This is a genomic window from Cyanobium gracile PCC 6307, assembly GCF_000316515.1.
In the GTDB taxonomy this organism is placed as follows: Bacteria; Cyanobacteriota; Cyanobacteriia; order PCC-6307; family Cyanobiaceae; genus Cyanobium; species Cyanobium gracile.
Genome location: NC_019675.1, coordinates 1,482,092 through 1,496,631, shown reverse-complemented (window position 1 = coordinate 1,496,631; position 14,540 = coordinate 1,482,092). Strand labels below are relative to the sequence as shown.

General features: G+C 70.4%; 14 protein-coding genes. 11 read left to right on the top strand and 3 right to left on the bottom strand.

What is annotated here, in order from left to right; all coding sequences use genetic code 11:
- Positions 1-25 precede the first annotated feature (25 nt).
- From CYAGR_RS07095 to CYAGR_RS19470, 5 genes are all read left to right on the top strand, one after another.
- On the top strand, positions 26-2,137 hold the full coding sequence (locus CYAGR_RS07095) for a bifunctional aldolase/short-chain dehydrogenase (RefSeq protein ID WP_015109120.1): 2,112 nt from the start codon (positions 26-28) through the stop codon (positions 2,135-2,137).
- A gap of 458 nt (positions 2,138-2,595) precedes the next feature.
- Positions 2,596-3,309, top strand: coding sequence for a dihydrofolate reductase family protein (locus tag CYAGR_RS07090; protein ID WP_245552624.1), 714 nt, complete (start codon positions 2,596-2,598; stop codon positions 3,307-3,309).
- 303 nt (positions 3,310-3,612) lie between these two features.
- On the top strand, positions 3,613-3,798 hold the full coding sequence (locus tag CYAGR_RS17015; RefSeq protein WP_015109118.1) for a CsbD family protein: 186 nt from the start codon (positions 3,613-3,615) through the stop codon (positions 3,796-3,798).
- 10 nt (positions 3,799-3,808) lie between these two features.
- On the top strand, positions 3,809-3,973 hold the full coding sequence (locus tag CYAGR_RS17010) for a DUF1328 domain-containing protein (protein ID WP_015109117.1): 165 nt from the start codon (positions 3,809-3,811) through the stop codon (positions 3,971-3,973).
- A gap of 76 nt (positions 3,974-4,049) precedes the next feature.
- On the top strand, positions 4,050-4,460 hold the full coding sequence (locus CYAGR_RS19470; RefSeq protein WP_342662075.1) for a CsbD family protein: 411 nt from the start codon (positions 4,050-4,052) through the stop codon (positions 4,458-4,460).
- A 279-nt stretch (positions 4,461-4,739) separates the two neighbouring features.
- On the opposite strand, the gene CYAGR_RS07070 is transcribed toward CYAGR_RS19470, so the two are convergent.
- Both CYAGR_RS07070 and CYAGR_RS07065 read right to left on the bottom strand, forming a co-directional pair.
- On the bottom strand, positions 4,740-6,164 hold the full coding sequence (locus tag CYAGR_RS07070) for a sodium/glutamate symporter (RefSeq protein WP_015109115.1): 1,425 nt from the start codon (positions 6,162-6,164) through the stop codon (positions 4,740-4,742).
- A complete protein-coding gene (locus tag CYAGR_RS07065) occupies positions 6,161-8,044 on the bottom strand; it encodes a S9 family peptidase (protein ID WP_015109114.1) in 1,884 nt (627 codons plus the stop codon). Before CYAGR_RS07065 ends, CYAGR_RS07070 begins: the two co-directional genes overlap by 4 nt.
- An 85-nt stretch (positions 8,045-8,129) precedes the next feature.
- Between CYAGR_RS07065 and def the strand changes: the two genes are divergently transcribed.
- The 4 genes from def to rpsU all read left to right on the top strand — a co-directional run bounded on the left by def (position 8,130) and on the right by rpsU (position 10,179).
- A complete protein-coding gene (def, locus tag CYAGR_RS07060; protein ID WP_015109113.1) occupies positions 8,130-8,735 on the top strand; it encodes a peptide deformylase in 606 nt (201 codons plus the stop codon).
- Between the two features lie 4 nt (positions 8,736-8,739).
- Positions 8,740-8,937, top strand: a complete 198-nt coding sequence (locus CYAGR_RS07055; protein WP_015109112.1) for a hypothetical protein — start codon at positions 8,740-8,742, stop codon at positions 8,935-8,937.
- 129 nt (positions 8,938-9,066) lie between these two features.
- The gene (locus CYAGR_RS07050) at positions 9,067-9,948 is read left to right on the top strand and encodes a DUF3747 domain-containing protein (protein ID WP_015109111.1); all 882 of its coding nucleotides are present in this window, start codon (positions 9,067-9,069) and stop codon (positions 9,946-9,948) included.
- Between the two features lie 60 nt (positions 9,949-10,008).
- A complete protein-coding gene (gene rpsU, locus CYAGR_RS07045; protein WP_006172073.1) occupies positions 10,009-10,179 on the top strand; it encodes a 30S ribosomal protein S21 in 171 nt (56 codons plus the stop codon).
- 310 nt (positions 10,180-10,489) lie between these two features.
- Here the strand turns inward: rpsU and CYAGR_RS07040 are convergent, their stop codons facing one another.
- Positions 10,490-12,028: a YifB family Mg chelatase-like AAA ATPase gene (locus CYAGR_RS07040; RefSeq protein ID WP_015109109.1), complete on the bottom strand. Its 1,539-nt coding sequence runs from the start codon at positions 12,026-12,028 to the stop codon at positions 10,490-10,492.
- A 57-nt stretch (positions 12,029-12,085) separates the two neighbouring features.
- On the opposite strand from CYAGR_RS07040, the gene CYAGR_RS07035 reads away from it, so the two are divergent.
- Positions 12,086-12,445, top strand: a complete 360-nt coding sequence (locus CYAGR_RS07035) for a histidine triad nucleotide-binding protein (protein WP_015109108.1) — start codon at positions 12,086-12,088, stop codon at positions 12,443-12,445.
- A gap of 70 nt (positions 12,446-12,515) precedes the next feature.
- Entirely contained in the window at positions 12,516-14,537 is a 2,022-nt protein-coding gene (locus tag CYAGR_RS07030; RefSeq protein ID WP_015109107.1) for an ABC transporter ATP-binding protein/permease, read from the top strand.
- Positions 14,538-14,540: the final 3 nt, after the last annotated feature.

The following is a 14,540-nucleotide window of genomic DNA, read 5'->3' as shown; positions in this document are numbered from 1 at the left end:
CCCCCCAGAGTCCCCGTTTCGCCCCATGGCCGTGCAACATCGCTGGTCGGATGCCGCCGCCCGCGAAGCGATCGCCCGCTACGGCGCGCAAGGGGTGAACGAAGACCTGGCCCTGCGCACCTACTCGGCCCGGCTGCTGGGGGCCGACCCCGAGCTGGTGCTGCACGGCGGTGGCAACACCTCGGTGAAGACCACCGTGCACGGGCTGCTGGGCGAGCCGATCCGGGTGTTGTGCGTCAAGGGATCGGGCTGGGACCTGGGCACGATCGAGCCGCCGGGCCATCCGGCGGTGCGGCTGGAGCCCCTCCAGGCCCTGCGGGCCCTCGACGCCCTCAGCGATGAGGCGATGGTGGCGGCCCAGCGCCAGAACCTGATCGATCCGGCCGCCCCCAACCCCTCGGTGGAGGCGCTGCTGCACGCCTTCCTGCCCCACACCTTCGTCGACCACACCCACTCGATCGCCCTGCTGGCCCTGGCCGACCAGCCCGATGCGGCCGAGGTGTGCCGCGAGGTGTACGGCGATCGGGTGGCCCTGGTGCCCTACGTCATGCCCGGTTTCGCCCTGGCCAAGGCGGCGGCCCTGGCCTACGAGGCCGCGGCGGCCGGCGGCCGCGAACCGGAGGGCATGGTGCTGCTGCAGCACGGCCTGTTCTCCTTCGGGGCGACGGCCGAGCAGAGCTACGACCGGATGATCGACCTGGTGCGGCGGGCCGAGGAGCGCCTGGCCCGGGGCGAGCGCTCGATCCACGCCGTGACCGTGCCGGAGCGCCCGGCCCCTGCGGCGGCGGTGCTGCCGGTGCTGCGGGGCGCCCTGGGCCGGGCCGCCGTCGCCGCCGGCGTCCGTGCCCACTGGATCCTGGCGCTGCGCGACACCCCCCTGGCCCGCGCCATCAGCGATGACGCCCGGTTGCCGGATTGGGCCGGCCGCGGCGTCGCCACCCCCGACCACGTGATCCGCACGAAGGCCCAGCCCCTGGTGCTGCCGACGCTGCCGCCCGGTGGCGACGGCCCGGCCCTGGCCGCCTGGGGCCGCTCCCTTGAGCAGGCCCTGGAGGCCTATGCCACCGAGTACCGCGCCTACTTCCAGCGCCAGAACGCGGCTGCCGGGGGCGTGAAGAAGGCGCTTGATCCCTTGCCGCGGGTGGCGGCGATCCCTGGCCTGGGGCTGGTGGGGATCGGCAAGTCGGCCGCCGAGGCGGCGACCGTGGCCGACATCGCCGAGGCCTGGGCCCAGACCCTGCTGGCGGCCGAGGCCATCGGCCGCTTCGCGCCCGTGGGCGAGACCGACACCTTCGCCATGGAGTACTGGAGCCTGGAGCAGGCCAAGCTCGGCAAGGCGGCCGAGAAGCCCCTGGCACGCCGGGTGGTGCTGGTCACCGGCGGCGCCGGTGCCATCGGTGCCGCCACCGCCCGGGCCTTCGCCGCCGCCGGCGCCGAGGTGGCCGTGCTTGATCTGGAGCAGGAGGCCGCGGCGGAGGTGGCCGCCGCCTGCGGCAAGCGGGCCCTCGCCGCGGCCTGCGATGTCACCGACCCGGCCCAGGTCCGCGCGGCGATCGATGCGGTGGCGGCCCACTTCGGCGGCCTCGACATCGTGGTGAGCAATGCCGGCGCCGCCTGGACCGGCCCGATGGCCACCCTGGCCGACGCCGACCTGCGGGCCAGCTTCGAACTCAACTTCTTCGCCCACCAGAGCGTGGCCCAGGCGGCCCTGGCGGTGTTCCGTGCCCAGGACCGTTCCCAGGACGGCGGTCGCCCGGTGCTGGGGGGCCAGCTGCTGTTCAACGTCAGCAAGCAGGCCCTCAATCCCGGGCCCAACTTCGGCGCCTACGGCATCAGCAAGGCGGCCCTGCTGGCCCTGGTGCGCCAGTACGCCCTTGAGGAAGGCGAGGCGGCCGTGCGGGTGAATGCCATCAACGCCGACCGCATCCGCTCCGGTCTGCTCGACGACACCATGATCCGGGAGCGCTCCGCCGCCCGCGGCCTCAGCGAGGAGCTTTACATGGCCGGCAACCTGCTGGGAGCCGAGGTGCGCGCCAGCGACGTGGCCGACGCCTTCGTGGCCCTGGCCCGCATGGAGCGCACCACCGGCGCCGTGCTCACCGTCGATGGCGGGAACGTGGCCGCGATGGTGCGATAGGCGCGCCTCGCGGCGCACCTCGCGGCGCGACTCGTGGCTGTCAGGGATCGTGGCCGTGGGCTCCTGAATCGGGGGGGCAGAAAGGCGGCTTCAGTCACCGAATCAGTGGAGAGGCCCCAGGGGTCGTCATCAGCGGCCCCCGTGATCCGGCCGGGGCCCGGATCGGCGAAGAACCGCTGCACCCGCTCGGCCCTGGTGGGTTTCGTCATGGGCCCTGACCCTCTGACCGCGTTCGTCCAGCAAGAACGTCCAGACCTCTTGCCCATGATCACCACGGATCACTTTCCATTCGGACAGTGAACCCAGGACGCCGTTGATCTCATGAATGCGCAAAGCGGGGCCAACACCTTGGGCAGGAATGCCGTGATGGTCCCGTAACACCATGGTTCGGTTCCAGCCGCTCTGGCTGGAATAAGGCTAATGACATTGCGATCAATCGCAGAGCCACGGCGAATCAGATGCTGGCCTGTTGTGATCCCAGGCGTCCAGGCGTTATGGGATGCAACAAAGTGCAAGCGATAGCGCCTTTTGTCAACCACACATTTTTGCCAACGACATTGAAAAATCAATCGTATTCCGCATCCAGCCTGGATGGCTTCCTCGCTACCACGGACAACTCCCTGGACTGGCTGCTTCAGTTCGGTGAAGCCGAGGGTCCAGGCTACAAAAACTTCCTGGCTGACATTGGGGCGATTGCCATGGGCTCATCCACCAATCAGTGGCTCCTGGATCATTACATCAAGGGGGGAACGCCGGACGAGAAGGCCTGGCTCTACACCCAGCCCACAGGGATATTCTCGGGCCGCAAGCTTGATGCCGTGCGGGACGCGGACCTGCGCTTCGTGCAGGGTGCGGTCACGCCTGTGCATCAGCAGATGGCAGCGGCTGCGAAGGGAAAGAACTTCTGGATTGCCGGAGGGGGCGAGTTGGCGGGTCAGTCCTTCGATCCTGACCTGCTGGATGAGCTGATCATTCAGGTGGCCTCCGTGACATTGGGCCAGGGATTGCCGCTGCTTCCCAGGTTGATCGCCTTCCCGCCCCTGAGGCTGAGATCGGTGCAGGCCTTGGGTGAGGCCTTTGCCGAACTCCACGATCAGGTGCCGCACCCTGGAGACTGGATCGGGATGGCAGGGGGTTCGACACCGCCCAATGGGTCAGGGTTCACGTTATGAGAACCCAACGCTTGCCGATGCTGACGGCAAGGTCAGCATGCGCTTTGGCAGTCGCCGGGCAGGTGCCATGGCCCACCCAGAGTCAACCCCCCCCCAATCATTTCCACAGAACGGAGCCAGCTAGCAATGGTTGGCCTTGGTGGTGCCGTTGATATGAAGCACATCTACGTCAATCACATACCAGCTTCAGCCCCATAGTGAAAGGGAAGAGCTACGCCATCACAAGCGAAAGGACATGCACTCGCAGCGATCCGGCCGCTCCACGCGCTCTGGCATCGATCCAACACCCTTGCGGACCTGATCATGAATAAGCTCCAGTTCAAAGGTGAATGGCATGAGTTGAAAGGCAAGCTCAGGCAGAAGTTCGCGGAGCTCACCGATAATGACCTGGACTTCGCCGAAGGTCAGGAAGAGGAGCTGCTCGGTCATTTGCAGCAGAAACTCGGCAAGAGTCAACAGGAGATTAACGAGTTGATTAACACCCCTTAGGAGCTCTGTCATGCTGAACTACGCCATTACTTTTTTCATCATTGCGATTGTCGCTGCCTTCCTCGGCTTCAGTGGCATCGCCGGATCGGCTGCGAGCATCGCCCAGATTCTGTTTGTTGTCTTTCTCGTGCTTGCCTTGGTTTCTTTCATAACCGGACGGGGCAAGGTGCTGTGAATCGCTCTGCCAGAGCCTCGATGATCTGATCAGAGTGTCGTGATCGCTGTCCCTGATCACTGATGTCTGAGCAGCCTTGGGGCATCAGGCATGGGCCGCAACAGATCTTTCTCGCCACACCTTGTTTCCCCTTCGCCATCCCCTCGCCATCGCCACCATGACTCACCACCTTCGTTATCTGCGCCAGCTGGCCTCCACTTGCCTTGGCCTGGCCTTCAGCCTGCTGGTGTTGATCGCCACACCGGCCTTGAGCACTCCCGCCCAGGCCTCAGGAGCCTTCCACCTCTCGATCTCTCCCCCCTTGCCTCTGGCCGCCACGGCTGGCCGCGTCAAGGCTGGCGCCAGGGACTTTGAGGGCAAGACCCAGGAATCCATCGGCAACGTCACAGGGAATAAGGGCGATCAGCTTGCCGGCAAGGCGAAGCAGGTCGAGGCCAAAGTTCGCAATGCCGTCGAAGACGTCAAGGACAAGGCCGGAATGGGCTGAGCCAGGACCATCGACACGGCGATGGCCACTGGTAGCCGGCCTGGGATCACATCAACAACCGTGCCTTGAAAGGCAGCCACCTGATCTCCATCAATGCCGGCCAGCGCGATCCGGAGTGCACCAGACCATGGATGACAACTGGTGGCACCACCGCTGAGCGGAAGGCTTCGCCGACCAGATGCACGCCCGTGCAGGTGGGGGGATCCGGGGCGAATCCTCTCAGCGATGGCCGATCGGAGACCCCCCATCGCCGCCTTCGGACCGGAACCGGCTGGCGGCTCAGGCCGTTGCCTTCGCCCGCGCCGCCAGCCACAGCCCCAGCCCGCTCCAGAGCACCACCAGGCCCAGGCAGAGGCCGGTCCAGGCCGGCAGCCCCCAGCCATCCACCACCAGCGGGGCCACCACGGTGATCACGCCGCCGGCCAGCAGGGGCTGGAGCAGCAGCTGCTTGATCGAAAAGGCCGTCACCGCCTGGCTGCGGTCGCCCGGGTCGGCCATGCGCAGCAGCAGCAGGCCGCTGGCGGCCACCCCGGTGGCCTGGCCGAATTCGATGATCGCCCGCTCGAACCAGTCGGGCGGCAGGATCCGCGGCGCCAGCAGCAGGATCACCCCCAGGTTCCACAGCAGGCCCACCAGCGCCAGCACCGTCAGGGGGATCCAGTCATGGGCCAGCAGGCTCAGATCCAGGCAGGCGGTGGCGGCGGTGATCAGCAGATCGGCGGAGATCGTGCCGGTCCGCCCCTGGATGGCGGTCGAGACCCACTGGGTCTGGCCACTCTTCTCCAGGATTAGGCGCACCAGCAGGGAGCCCACCAGGGCCAGGGGGAACACGGGCAGCGCATCGATCACCATGGCGAAGACTCCGCCACTGGCGTCGGCGACGAAACGCAGGGCCGCCAGCGCCCCGCAGCCGAACAGCACCGCCACCCCCGCCAGGCCCAGGTTCACGGCCCAGTCGGCCAGCTGCCGCCACAGCGCCGGCACCTCCACGGTGCCCGCCTCCAGGGGCAGATCCATCGGCACCTCCTGCAGCGGCGGGGTCTCCCCTTCGACGATCGCCATCGCCGCCTCGATCGGCAGCGCGTCCGGGAACATCAGCCAGCGCCGGGTCCGGGCCAGCACCACCAGCAGGCCGCCCACCACCGTCGACACCAGCAGCCCGACGGTGGCCATGGCCAGCCCCAGGGCCTGGGCCCCCTCCAGCCCCAGCCGCTCGTAGGTGGGACCCATGGCGGCGGCGGAGCCGTGCCCGCCCTCGTAGGCCACCTCGATCAGGCAGGCCATCACCGGGCTCACCCCCAGCCAGGGCTGCAGCACCAGCAGCACCGCCAGGCCCCCCACCAGGAACTGGCCGAAGGCCAGGGTGAGGGCGAGCAGCACCTGGGCCGAGAGCGGGCGCCACAGGCCCCCCAGCTTCGGCAGCGGCTTGCCCAGCAGCAGGGTGGCGAACACCAAGGTGAGCAGGGGCAGGGGCAGCTGGTCCCAGAGGTCGATGACCCGCTGCGGCAGCAGGGGCAGCAGCCCGGCCGGGGCCACCACCAGCCCCAGGCCGCCCGCCAGCAGGGCCTCCGGCAGCCCCCAGCGCTTCATGCCCAGCAGGCCGCCGATGCCGGCGCCGATCAGCAGCAGCACGGTCAGGGCGGCCAGGGCCAGCGCCAGCCACTCCACCCGATCCACCACCCCCGGCACCAGCGATGCGATCACAGGTGGAACTGGCGGCGGAAGAAGGCTTCGGTGGCCTCGAGCACCGCGGTACGCACCCCGCGCTCACGGAAGCCGTGGCCCTCCCCGGGAATCAGGTGCAGTTCTGCCTCCCGTCCGTGTTGCCTGAGCGCATCCACCATCCGCTCACTCTGACGGGCCGGCACCACCCGGTCGTCGAGGCCGTGGAAGAACAGCACCGGTGCCGTGATCCGGTCCGCATGGCGCAGGGGCGAGCGCGCTTCGTAGAGCTCCCGGGCCTCGGGCCAGGGGCCGATCAGGGTCTCGGTGTAGCGGGCCTCGAAGCGATGCTCCACGGCCAGCAGGGCCTCCGGATGGGTCACCGGGTAGCGGACGGCGCCGGCGGTGAATACGTCGGTGAAGCACAGGGCCGCCAGCACGGAGAAGCCGCCGGCACTGCCGCCCTCGAACGCCACCCGGGCCGGGTCGGCCCGGCCCGCCGCCACCACGGCCCTGGCGGCGGCGGCGCAGTCGGCGACGTCCACCACGCCCCACTGGCCGTCGAGCCGCTGCCGGTAGGCCCGCCCGAAGCCGGTGGATCCGCCGTAGTTGACGTCCACCACGCCCCAGCCGCGGCTGGTCCAGAACTGGATGGTCAGGTTGAGCCCCGTGCCGGCCATGGCGGTGGGGCCGCTGTGGCCCTTCACCAGCAGGGGGGCATCGGCCCGGCTCCCGCCCCGGGGCGGGTAGTACCAGGCCTGGGTGGGTGCGCCGCCGTGGCCATCGAACCAGAGGGGTTCGGGGAGGCTGATCGCCCCGGCCGCCAGCGGCGCCGGGGCGGCCGGCGTGTGCCGCCAGGTGCCGCTGGCCGTGTCCAGCTCCAGCAGCCCCTGGCCGATGGCGGGGGCGGCGGCCACCGCCACCAGCCGGCCCGCCTCGGCGCCCAGGGCCGCCAGGTCGCTGAAGGGCAGGGGGATCGCCTCCCAGGGGCCGCCGTCGAGCCCCAGCCGCACCAGTTCCCAGCGCCCCTGGCGGCAGACCGCCGCCAGCAGCCGCGTGCCGTCCCAGGCCGTGGTGCGCAGGCCACACACCCACTGCGGCGTGGCGAACTCCGCCTCCATGGGGCACAGCGGCTGCCAGTGGGGCGGGGTGTCCGCCCCCAGGCCGGCCACGTCCTCCAGCCGTTCCAGGTTCCACCAGCCGCTGCGGTCGTTGGCCACCACCAGGGAGCCGTCGTCGAGCCAGAGAGGCTGGAACACCGAGATCCCCTGGGGATCCACGGCCGCCGCCCCGGCGATGGGCCGGGCCTGGCCCAGTCGCCCGGCGGCGTCGATGGCGGCGAGCCAGAGCTGGCTCCGCTCCCAGGGCATGAACGGCTGCTCCCAGCTCACCCAGGCCAGGTGGCCGCCGTCCGGCGCCAGCACCGCGTAGCCGCAGAAATCGGCCGGCTGGTGCAGCAGCTCCGGTTCACCCCCCGCCAGGGGCACGGCCACCAGCCGGTCGTGGCCGTCCTGCTCCATCACCCCGATCCAGCGCCGGCGCCGCCCGTCGATCAGGCCATCGGCGAAGGCCCGCGGCCGCTCCGGGTCGGGCGGGGCGGTGAGCCGCCGGGGTTCCCCTGCGGCCGTGGCTGCTTTGGGGCCGGCTAGGTCGAGCTGCCACAGGCAGCGGTCGCCGTCGTCGACGAACACCACCTGATCGCTCGCCACCGCATAGGCGCCGCCGCCGTATTCATGCACCCGGGTGCGCAGGTTCCAGGTCCCCGGGGTCAGCTCCACGGCCGCGTCGTCGGTCCCACCCCGCCCCATCAGGGTGGTGCGTCCCCGCTCGTCGGGGCGCTGCTCCAGCCAGAACAGGCGCCCCCCGTCCAGCCGCGGTTCGACGACACCGGCTGTCCGGCCCACCGCCAGCTCGGCGGGCAAGGGCCCCGTGTCCCGCCATGGCTGCCCCCCCACCGAGTCCTCCGCAGGCTGCTTCTAGAATCTGTCCATCGTTTCAGGTGACGACTTGGCCCGCAGCTTCGCCCAGATGGCACGGTCGGCCGAACAGGGCGGCAACTCCGTGCTGGTGCCGAAGGTGCCGGTGGAGCGCCCACCCCTGGAGATCCACAAGCTGGGCTCGAAGGAGCTGCGGGCCCCGGCCCGGCGGATCAGCAAGGTGGATGCCTCGATCCGGGATCTGGCCCGCGACATGCTGCGCAGCATGTACACCGCCAAGGGCATCGGCCTGGCCGCTCCCCAGGTGGGTGTGCATCGCCAGCTGCTGGTGATCGATCTGGATCTGGAGGAGGCCGCCACCCCGCCGCTGGTGCTGATCAACCCCGAGATCACCGCCGCCGGAGCCTCCTTCAACACCTATGAGGAGGGCTGTCTCAGCATCCCCGGGGTCTACCTCGACGTGGTGCGTCCCTCGGTGGTGGAGGTGAGCTTCCGCGACGAGACGGGCCGCCCCCGCCGCCTCAAGGCCGACGGCCTGCTGGCCCGCTGCATCCAGCACGAGATGGACCATCTCAACGGCGTGCTGTTCGTCGATCGGGTCACCGACGAGCTCAGTCTCAACGAGGGCCTGCAGCAGCAGGGCTTCCGCCGCTCCGACGTCCAGTCGATCCGCTGATCCCATGCCGATGAAACCCCTGGCCGGCCTCTTCCTGGGCCTGGCCTGCCTGCTTGGCATCGCCGCCACCGGATCGATCTTCGAGCTCTCCTACGGCGACCCCGACCTGGGCGTCCAGGCCACCCGCTGGATCCTGGCGGGCAGTCTGCCGGGCACGGTGCTGGCGCTGCTGGTGGCGATCCGCATCAACAAGCCCGCCTGAGCACACGGCCGCCAGGCGACCCGGCCACGGCGCTTGGCTCCGCCTCGGCCGGCCCGACAACCGGCCGGCCGATTGGGACACACGGGCTGGTTTCCGGTGGTTGCCGTTCATACGATTCAGGCCGCTTCGATGAACGCCGTGACCTTCCCCGTGCTTCCCCGCGCAGGCCTGGCGGCCCTGACGGTGCTGGCGACCACCCTGGCCACAGCCGTCCCCGCGCCGGTCCGCGCCTCCGCCCTGTTCGCCGCCGCCGAGGTGGATCAGCAGAACTTCCTGCTGGTGGCGGCCCCCATCGGCACCCGGGGCGACAAGGCCCAGCTCAACATCTACGAGCAGCTCAAGCCGGTGCGCCCCTGCTTCGAGGTGGGTGCGGGCCTGCCGTCCCCGGTGAACCCCCTGCTGGCCACCTTCGATTTCACCGGCATCTGCAACCGCTACATCGACGCCAACGGCTATTCGGTGCGGGTGGGCGGCCAGGACCTGGCCACCTCCTACCGGCTGATGGTCACCCGCAGCGGCGGCGACATGCTGCTGCTGGCCTTCCCCACCAAGGCCGGGGCCGGCCCAGAGATGGTGGTGGCCCGCACCCGGGGCAGCGCGGCCGGTTTCCTCAAGCTCCACCTGGAGCCGGGCTGGCGGCTGATGCGGCGCCAGTTCGGCGGCCGCAACCTCGGCCACCTGTACGTCTATGCCGATAGCTGGCCGGGAACGGCGGCCACCGCCGCCCAGCCGGCCACGATGCCGCCGGCCCAGCCCGCCGCCGCCACTGGCACGCCGGCCCCTGCCACCACCGGCAGACCTGCCACGCCTGCCACCACCGCCACACCTGCCGCCGCCGCCCCGATCAGCAGGCCTGCCGCGTCAGTCCCCAGCACCAGGCCCGCCGCCGCCGGGCGCCGGGTGATGCCCTCGACGACCCGCCCCACGGCCGTCCCCCCCGCGACGGAGCCGGCTCCCGCCGCCGCCCAGCAGCCCGTGGCTCCGCCGGCCATCCCCGCCACCAAGCTCTGAGGTGGGGGCCGAAGCCCCGCTTGCTAGGGTGCAACGCTGCGAACGTCTCAGCAGTACTTCATGACCCAGGTCACCGTCGGCGAAAACGAAGGCATCGAATCGGCCCTGCGCCGCTTCAAGCGCCAGGTGTCCAAGGCGGGCATCTTTGCCGATCTGAAGCGGCTGCGCCACCACGAAACCCCCACCGAGAAGTACAAGCGCAAGGCCCAGCAGCGCCGCCGTCGCCGCTGAGCCTGGCCTCGGGGGCACCGATTCAGGTGCTTGTACCTGTTGCCCTGACCTCCCACCGGCTCCAGGCTGGAGGGGCCATCGCAGCAGGGTCATGGGCCATCCGGTCGCCTCCACCGCAGGCCACGCACGGTCTGCCTCAGCGCTTGAGCGTTTCGGCCACTGGTTGGCCGACACCATCAACCACGCCTGGGGGAATCCGGGTGAGGAAGCCCTGCACAGGCCGCCCCTGATCGGCGTGCAGCCCTACAGCGACAGCCCGCCGCGGCGCCGGCGCCGCTGAGAGCAGCTTCGCCTCAGTCCATCCCGTCCCTCAGTCGATCCGATCGAAGGAGCGGTAGCTGAGGGCCTCGGCGATGGCGCCGCTGGCCACCTGCTCCTCGCCGGCCAGATCGGCGATGGTGCGGGCCACCCGCAACACCCGCTCCGCCCCCCGGGCGGATAGGCGCCGCTGGCTGATGGCGCGCTCCCACAGCGCCAGGGCCTCCGGCGCCGGATCCACCACGGCGGCCAGGGAGGGCCCATCCAGCTGGCCGTTGGCCGCTCCCTGCGGGTTGCGCTCGCCCATCCGCCGGCGCGCCGCCGCCACCCGTTGCGCCACCACCGCACTGGCTTCGCCGCCAGAGCTCACCTGCTGCGGGGCCCCGCGGTAGGCCCCGCCCAGGTCCCGGGCCTCCGGGCGGCGCATCACCACCTGAAGGTCGATCCGGTCGAGCAGGGGCCCTGGGAGACGCCCCCAGTGACGGCGCCGCTGGGCCTCACCACAGCGGCAGCTCTGGCTGGGGTCGCCGTACCAGCCGCAGGGACAGGGATTCGTGGCCGCCACCAGCAGCACGCGGCTGGGGAAACGGCAACGCTGTCGGGCACGGCTGATCCACAGCTCCCCCTCCTCCAGGGGCTGGCGCAGCTGGTCGAGCACCTCACGGCGGAACTCCGCCAGCTCATCGAGGAACAGCACACCGTGGTGGGCCAGGCTCAGCTCCCCCGGCCGGGGCACGGCGCCGCCACCGATCAGGGCGGCGGCGGAGCAGCCGTGGTGGGGGCTGCGGAACGGGCGCTGTCGCCGCAGGCCGACCCCCTCCCCCAGCAATCCGGCCAGGGAGTGGAGCTGGGTGACCTCCAGGGCCTCCTGGTGCGCCAGGGGGGGCAGCAGCGTCGGCAGACGCCGGGCCAGCATCGTCTTGCCGCTGCCGGGCGCCCCCACCAGCAGCAGGTGGTGACCACCGGCCGCGGCGATTTCCAGGGCCCGGCGGCCATGGGCCTGGCCCCGCACCTCGGCCAGGTCGGGAGCGGCCAGCGGCGGCTCCGGCGGGACCGCCGCCGCTGGCGCCGCCGCGCGCCCCGGATCCTGCAGCAGGGCCACCACCTCCCCCAGATCTTCGGCCCCCCAGACGGGCAGTCCCTCCACCAGGGCGGCCTCGGTGGCGTTGGCCGCCGGCACCACCAGGGCCTGGGCCCCGTGCCGGCGGGCCGCCAGGGCCAGGGCCAGCACCCCCCGGATCGGCCGCAGCCGGCCGTCGAGGCCCAGCTCACCGGCGCTCCAGAGGCCCTCCACCAGGGCCGGGGCCAGCTGCTGGCTGGCCACCAGCAGCCCCAGGGCGATGGGCAGATCGAAGCCGGGGCCGGCCTTGGGCAGGTCGGCGGGGGCCAGGTTCACCACCACCCGGGTCAGGGGAACCCGCAGGCCGGCGTTGCGCAGCGCCCCCCGCACCCGCTCCCGGGACTCCTGGGCCGCTGCATCCGCCAGGCCCACCACCCGCAGCCCCGGCAGCCCCGGGGCGATGTCCACCTCCACCGTCACCGGCAGGGCCTCGAAGCCCCGCAGGGCCCCGCTGCTGCACCGTGCCAACATCACCCGCGGAGCTCACTGCCCGTTCAGTGCCACCTCCCGACCACTTCCCGTCGACTCATGGCCAGCAGCAGTGACACCAGCAGCGACACCATCTTCGGCCGCATCCTGCGCGGCGAGATTCCCTGTCAGGAGGTCTATGCCGATGACCTCTGCCTGGCCTTCCGGGATGTGAATCCCCAGGCTCCGGTGCACGTGCTGGTGATCCCCCGCGAGCCGATCCCCCAGCTGGGGGAGGCCACGGACGAGCACCGGGCCCTGCTGGGCCACCTGCTGCTGGTGGCGGCCAAGGTGGCCCGGCTGGAGGGCCTCGAGAGCTGGCGCACCGTGATCAACAGCGGCGCCGAGGCCGGCCAGACCGTGTTCCACCTGCATCTGCACGTCATCGGCGGCCGCCCGCTGGCCTGGCCGCCGGGCTGATCACCGGCCGCACACCGCGGCCCCGGCCGGGTGGGGCCGGCGGTGAGAATGGCGCGATCCGCCCACGCCCATGACCCCCCTGAAGGCCCTTCGCGAGCAGCTGGGCAAGCTGCAGCGCCTGGCCCAGCCCTACTTCCTGCCCCTCGACGAAGGCGGCGGCGGCAGCGGCCAGTTCCTGCTCCTGGTGGTGGCCCTGCTGGCGGTGGTGGTGGGCTTCACCCTGCTCCTGCTCACCGGCGTGGTGGCCGCGGCCGGGGCCTGGATCCCCGAGCTGCGCAACCGCTTCCTGCCCGGGGTGCCCGAGCAGGTGGCCGCGGTCTGGAGCGGGCCGATCGGCATCGTGATCATGGTGCTGTTCGCCGCCGGCCTGGGCGCCTTCATCAGCCTGCGGGCCAAGCTGCGCCAGGGGCGCTGGCTGCCCTGGCTGTTGCTCGGCATCATCGCCCTGCTGATCCTGGTGATCAACGGCATCAACGTCGGCATCAGCTTCATCGCCCGGAACATCGAGAACGCCCTGGTGGCGTACAAGGCGGAGGAGTTCTGGAAGATCGTCGCGATCTACGCCTTCTGTCTGGTGCTGGCCCTGCCGATCCGCGCCATCCAGAGCTACCTGATTCCCAAGCTGGGGCTGCTGTGGCGGGAGTGGCTCAGCGGGCGCATGCTGGGCCGCTATCTCACCAACCGGGCCTACTACGTTCTCAACCCCAACGATGAAAGTGTTGAGGAGATCGACAACCCGGACCAGCGGATCTCCCAGGACGCGGCCAGCTTCACCGCCACCAGCCTGAGCGTGACGGTGGAGATCATCTCCGCCCTGCTCACCTTCTTCAGCTTCATCATCGTTCTCTGGAGCATCAACCAGACCCTGGCCCTGTGGCTGCTGGCCTATTCGGTCGGCGGCACGGCCCTGATCGTGTTCGCCAGCCGCAAGCTGGTGAACCTCAACTACCAGCAGCTGAAGCTGGAGGCTGATTTCCGCTATGGCCTGGTCCACATCCGCGACAACGCCGAATCGATCGCCTTCTACCGGGGGGAACGCCAGGAGCAGAAGGAGGGGGAACGACGCCTGGACGGGGTGATCGTCAACTACAACCGCCTGATCATCTGGGAGGCCCTGATCAGCGTCATCCAGCGCTCCTACGACTACTTCTCCCGTTTCCTGCCCTGGCTGGTGATCGCACCGATCTACTTCGCCAAGGAGGTGGATTTCGGTGTCTTCGGCCAGGCCAGCATCGCCTTCTCCCAGGTGTTGTTCTCGGTCAGCTACATCGTCAACAACATCGACCGGCTGGCCGCCTTCTCCGCCTCCATCAGCCGTCTCGAGGGCTTCCAGGGCAAGGTGGAGTCCATCAGCGCCGAGATGGCCGAGTTCGTGGCCGCCGAGCAGGCCTCCGCCGGGGGTGCCATGGGGGCCGGGGCCGGCGCCGTGCGTCCCGAATCGATCCTGGTGAGCCATGTGGATCTGGTGCCGCCCCGCACCAACCGCCTGCTGGTGCGCGACCTGAGCCTGGAGGTGACCGCCAACCAGCGGCTGCTGGTGGTGGGCCCCTCGGGGTGCGGCAAGACCTCCTTCCTGCGGTTGGTGAGCGGCCTCTGGCCCCCTTCCGCCGGCAACGTGCAGCGGCCGCCGGTGGGGGAGCTGATGTTCATCCCCCAGAAGCCCTACATGCTGCTGGGCAGCCTGCGGGAGCAGCTCTGCTACCCCCAGCCCACCGACCGCTTCAGCGACGAGCAGCTCCGCCATGTGCTCGAGGAGGTGCGTCTGCCCGAGCTGGTGCACCGCTACCCCGACCTCGACATCAAGCAGGACTGGCCCCGGCTGCTCTCCCTCGGTGAGCAGCAGCGCCTGGCCTTCGCCCGGCTGCTGCTCAACTCGCCCCGGTTCGTGGTGCTCGACGAGGCCACCAGCGCCCTCGACGTGGCCACCGAGAAGGCCCTCTACGAACTGCTGGTGCAGCGGGAGATGGCCTTCGTGAGCGTCGGCCACCGGCCCACCCTCACCTCCTACCACGACACGGTGCTGGAGCTGGATGGCAGCGCCGGCTGGCGCCTGCTTCCGGCGGCCGGCTATACCTTTGGCCGCCAGGACTGATCC

Excerpts from the sequence above, each read along its gene's own strand:
- CYAGR_RS07095 (WP_015109120.1), top strand. The coding sequence starts at position 26 with ATGGCCGTGCAACATCGCTGGTCGGATGCCGCCGCCCGCGAAGCGATC.
- CYAGR_RS07090 (WP_245552624.1), top strand. The coding sequence starts at position 2,596 with ATGCTGGCCTGTTGTGATCCCAGGCGTCCAGGCGTTATGGGATGCAAC.
- CYAGR_RS17015 (WP_015109118.1), top strand. The coding sequence starts at position 3,613 with ATGAATAAGCTCCAGTTCAAAGGTGAATGGCATGAGTTGAAAGGCAAG.
- CYAGR_RS17010 (WP_015109117.1), top strand. The coding sequence starts at position 3,809 with ATGCTGAACTACGCCATTACTTTTTTCATCATTGCGATTGTCGCTGCC.
- CYAGR_RS07055 (WP_015109112.1), top strand. The coding sequence starts at position 8,740 with ATGCCGATGAAACCCCTGGCCGGCCTCTTCCTGGGCCTGGCCTGCCTG.
- CYAGR_RS07050 (WP_015109111.1), top strand. The coding sequence starts at position 9,067 with ATGAACGCCGTGACCTTCCCCGTGCTTCCCCGCGCAGGCCTGGCGGCC.
- rpsU (WP_006172073.1), top strand. The coding sequence starts at position 10,009 with ATGACCCAGGTCACCGTCGGCGAAAACGAAGGCATCGAATCGGCCCTG.
- CYAGR_RS07040 (WP_015109109.1), bottom strand. The coding sequence starts at position 12,028 with ATGTTGGCACGGTGCAGCAGCGGGGCCCTGCGGGGCTTCGAGGCCCTG.
- CYAGR_RS07035 (WP_015109108.1), top strand. The coding sequence starts at position 12,086 with ATGGCCAGCAGCAGTGACACCAGCAGCGACACCATCTTCGGCCGCATC.
- CYAGR_RS07030 (WP_015109107.1), top strand. The coding sequence starts at position 12,516 with ATGACCCCCCTGAAGGCCCTTCGCGAGCAGCTGGGCAAGCTGCAGCGC.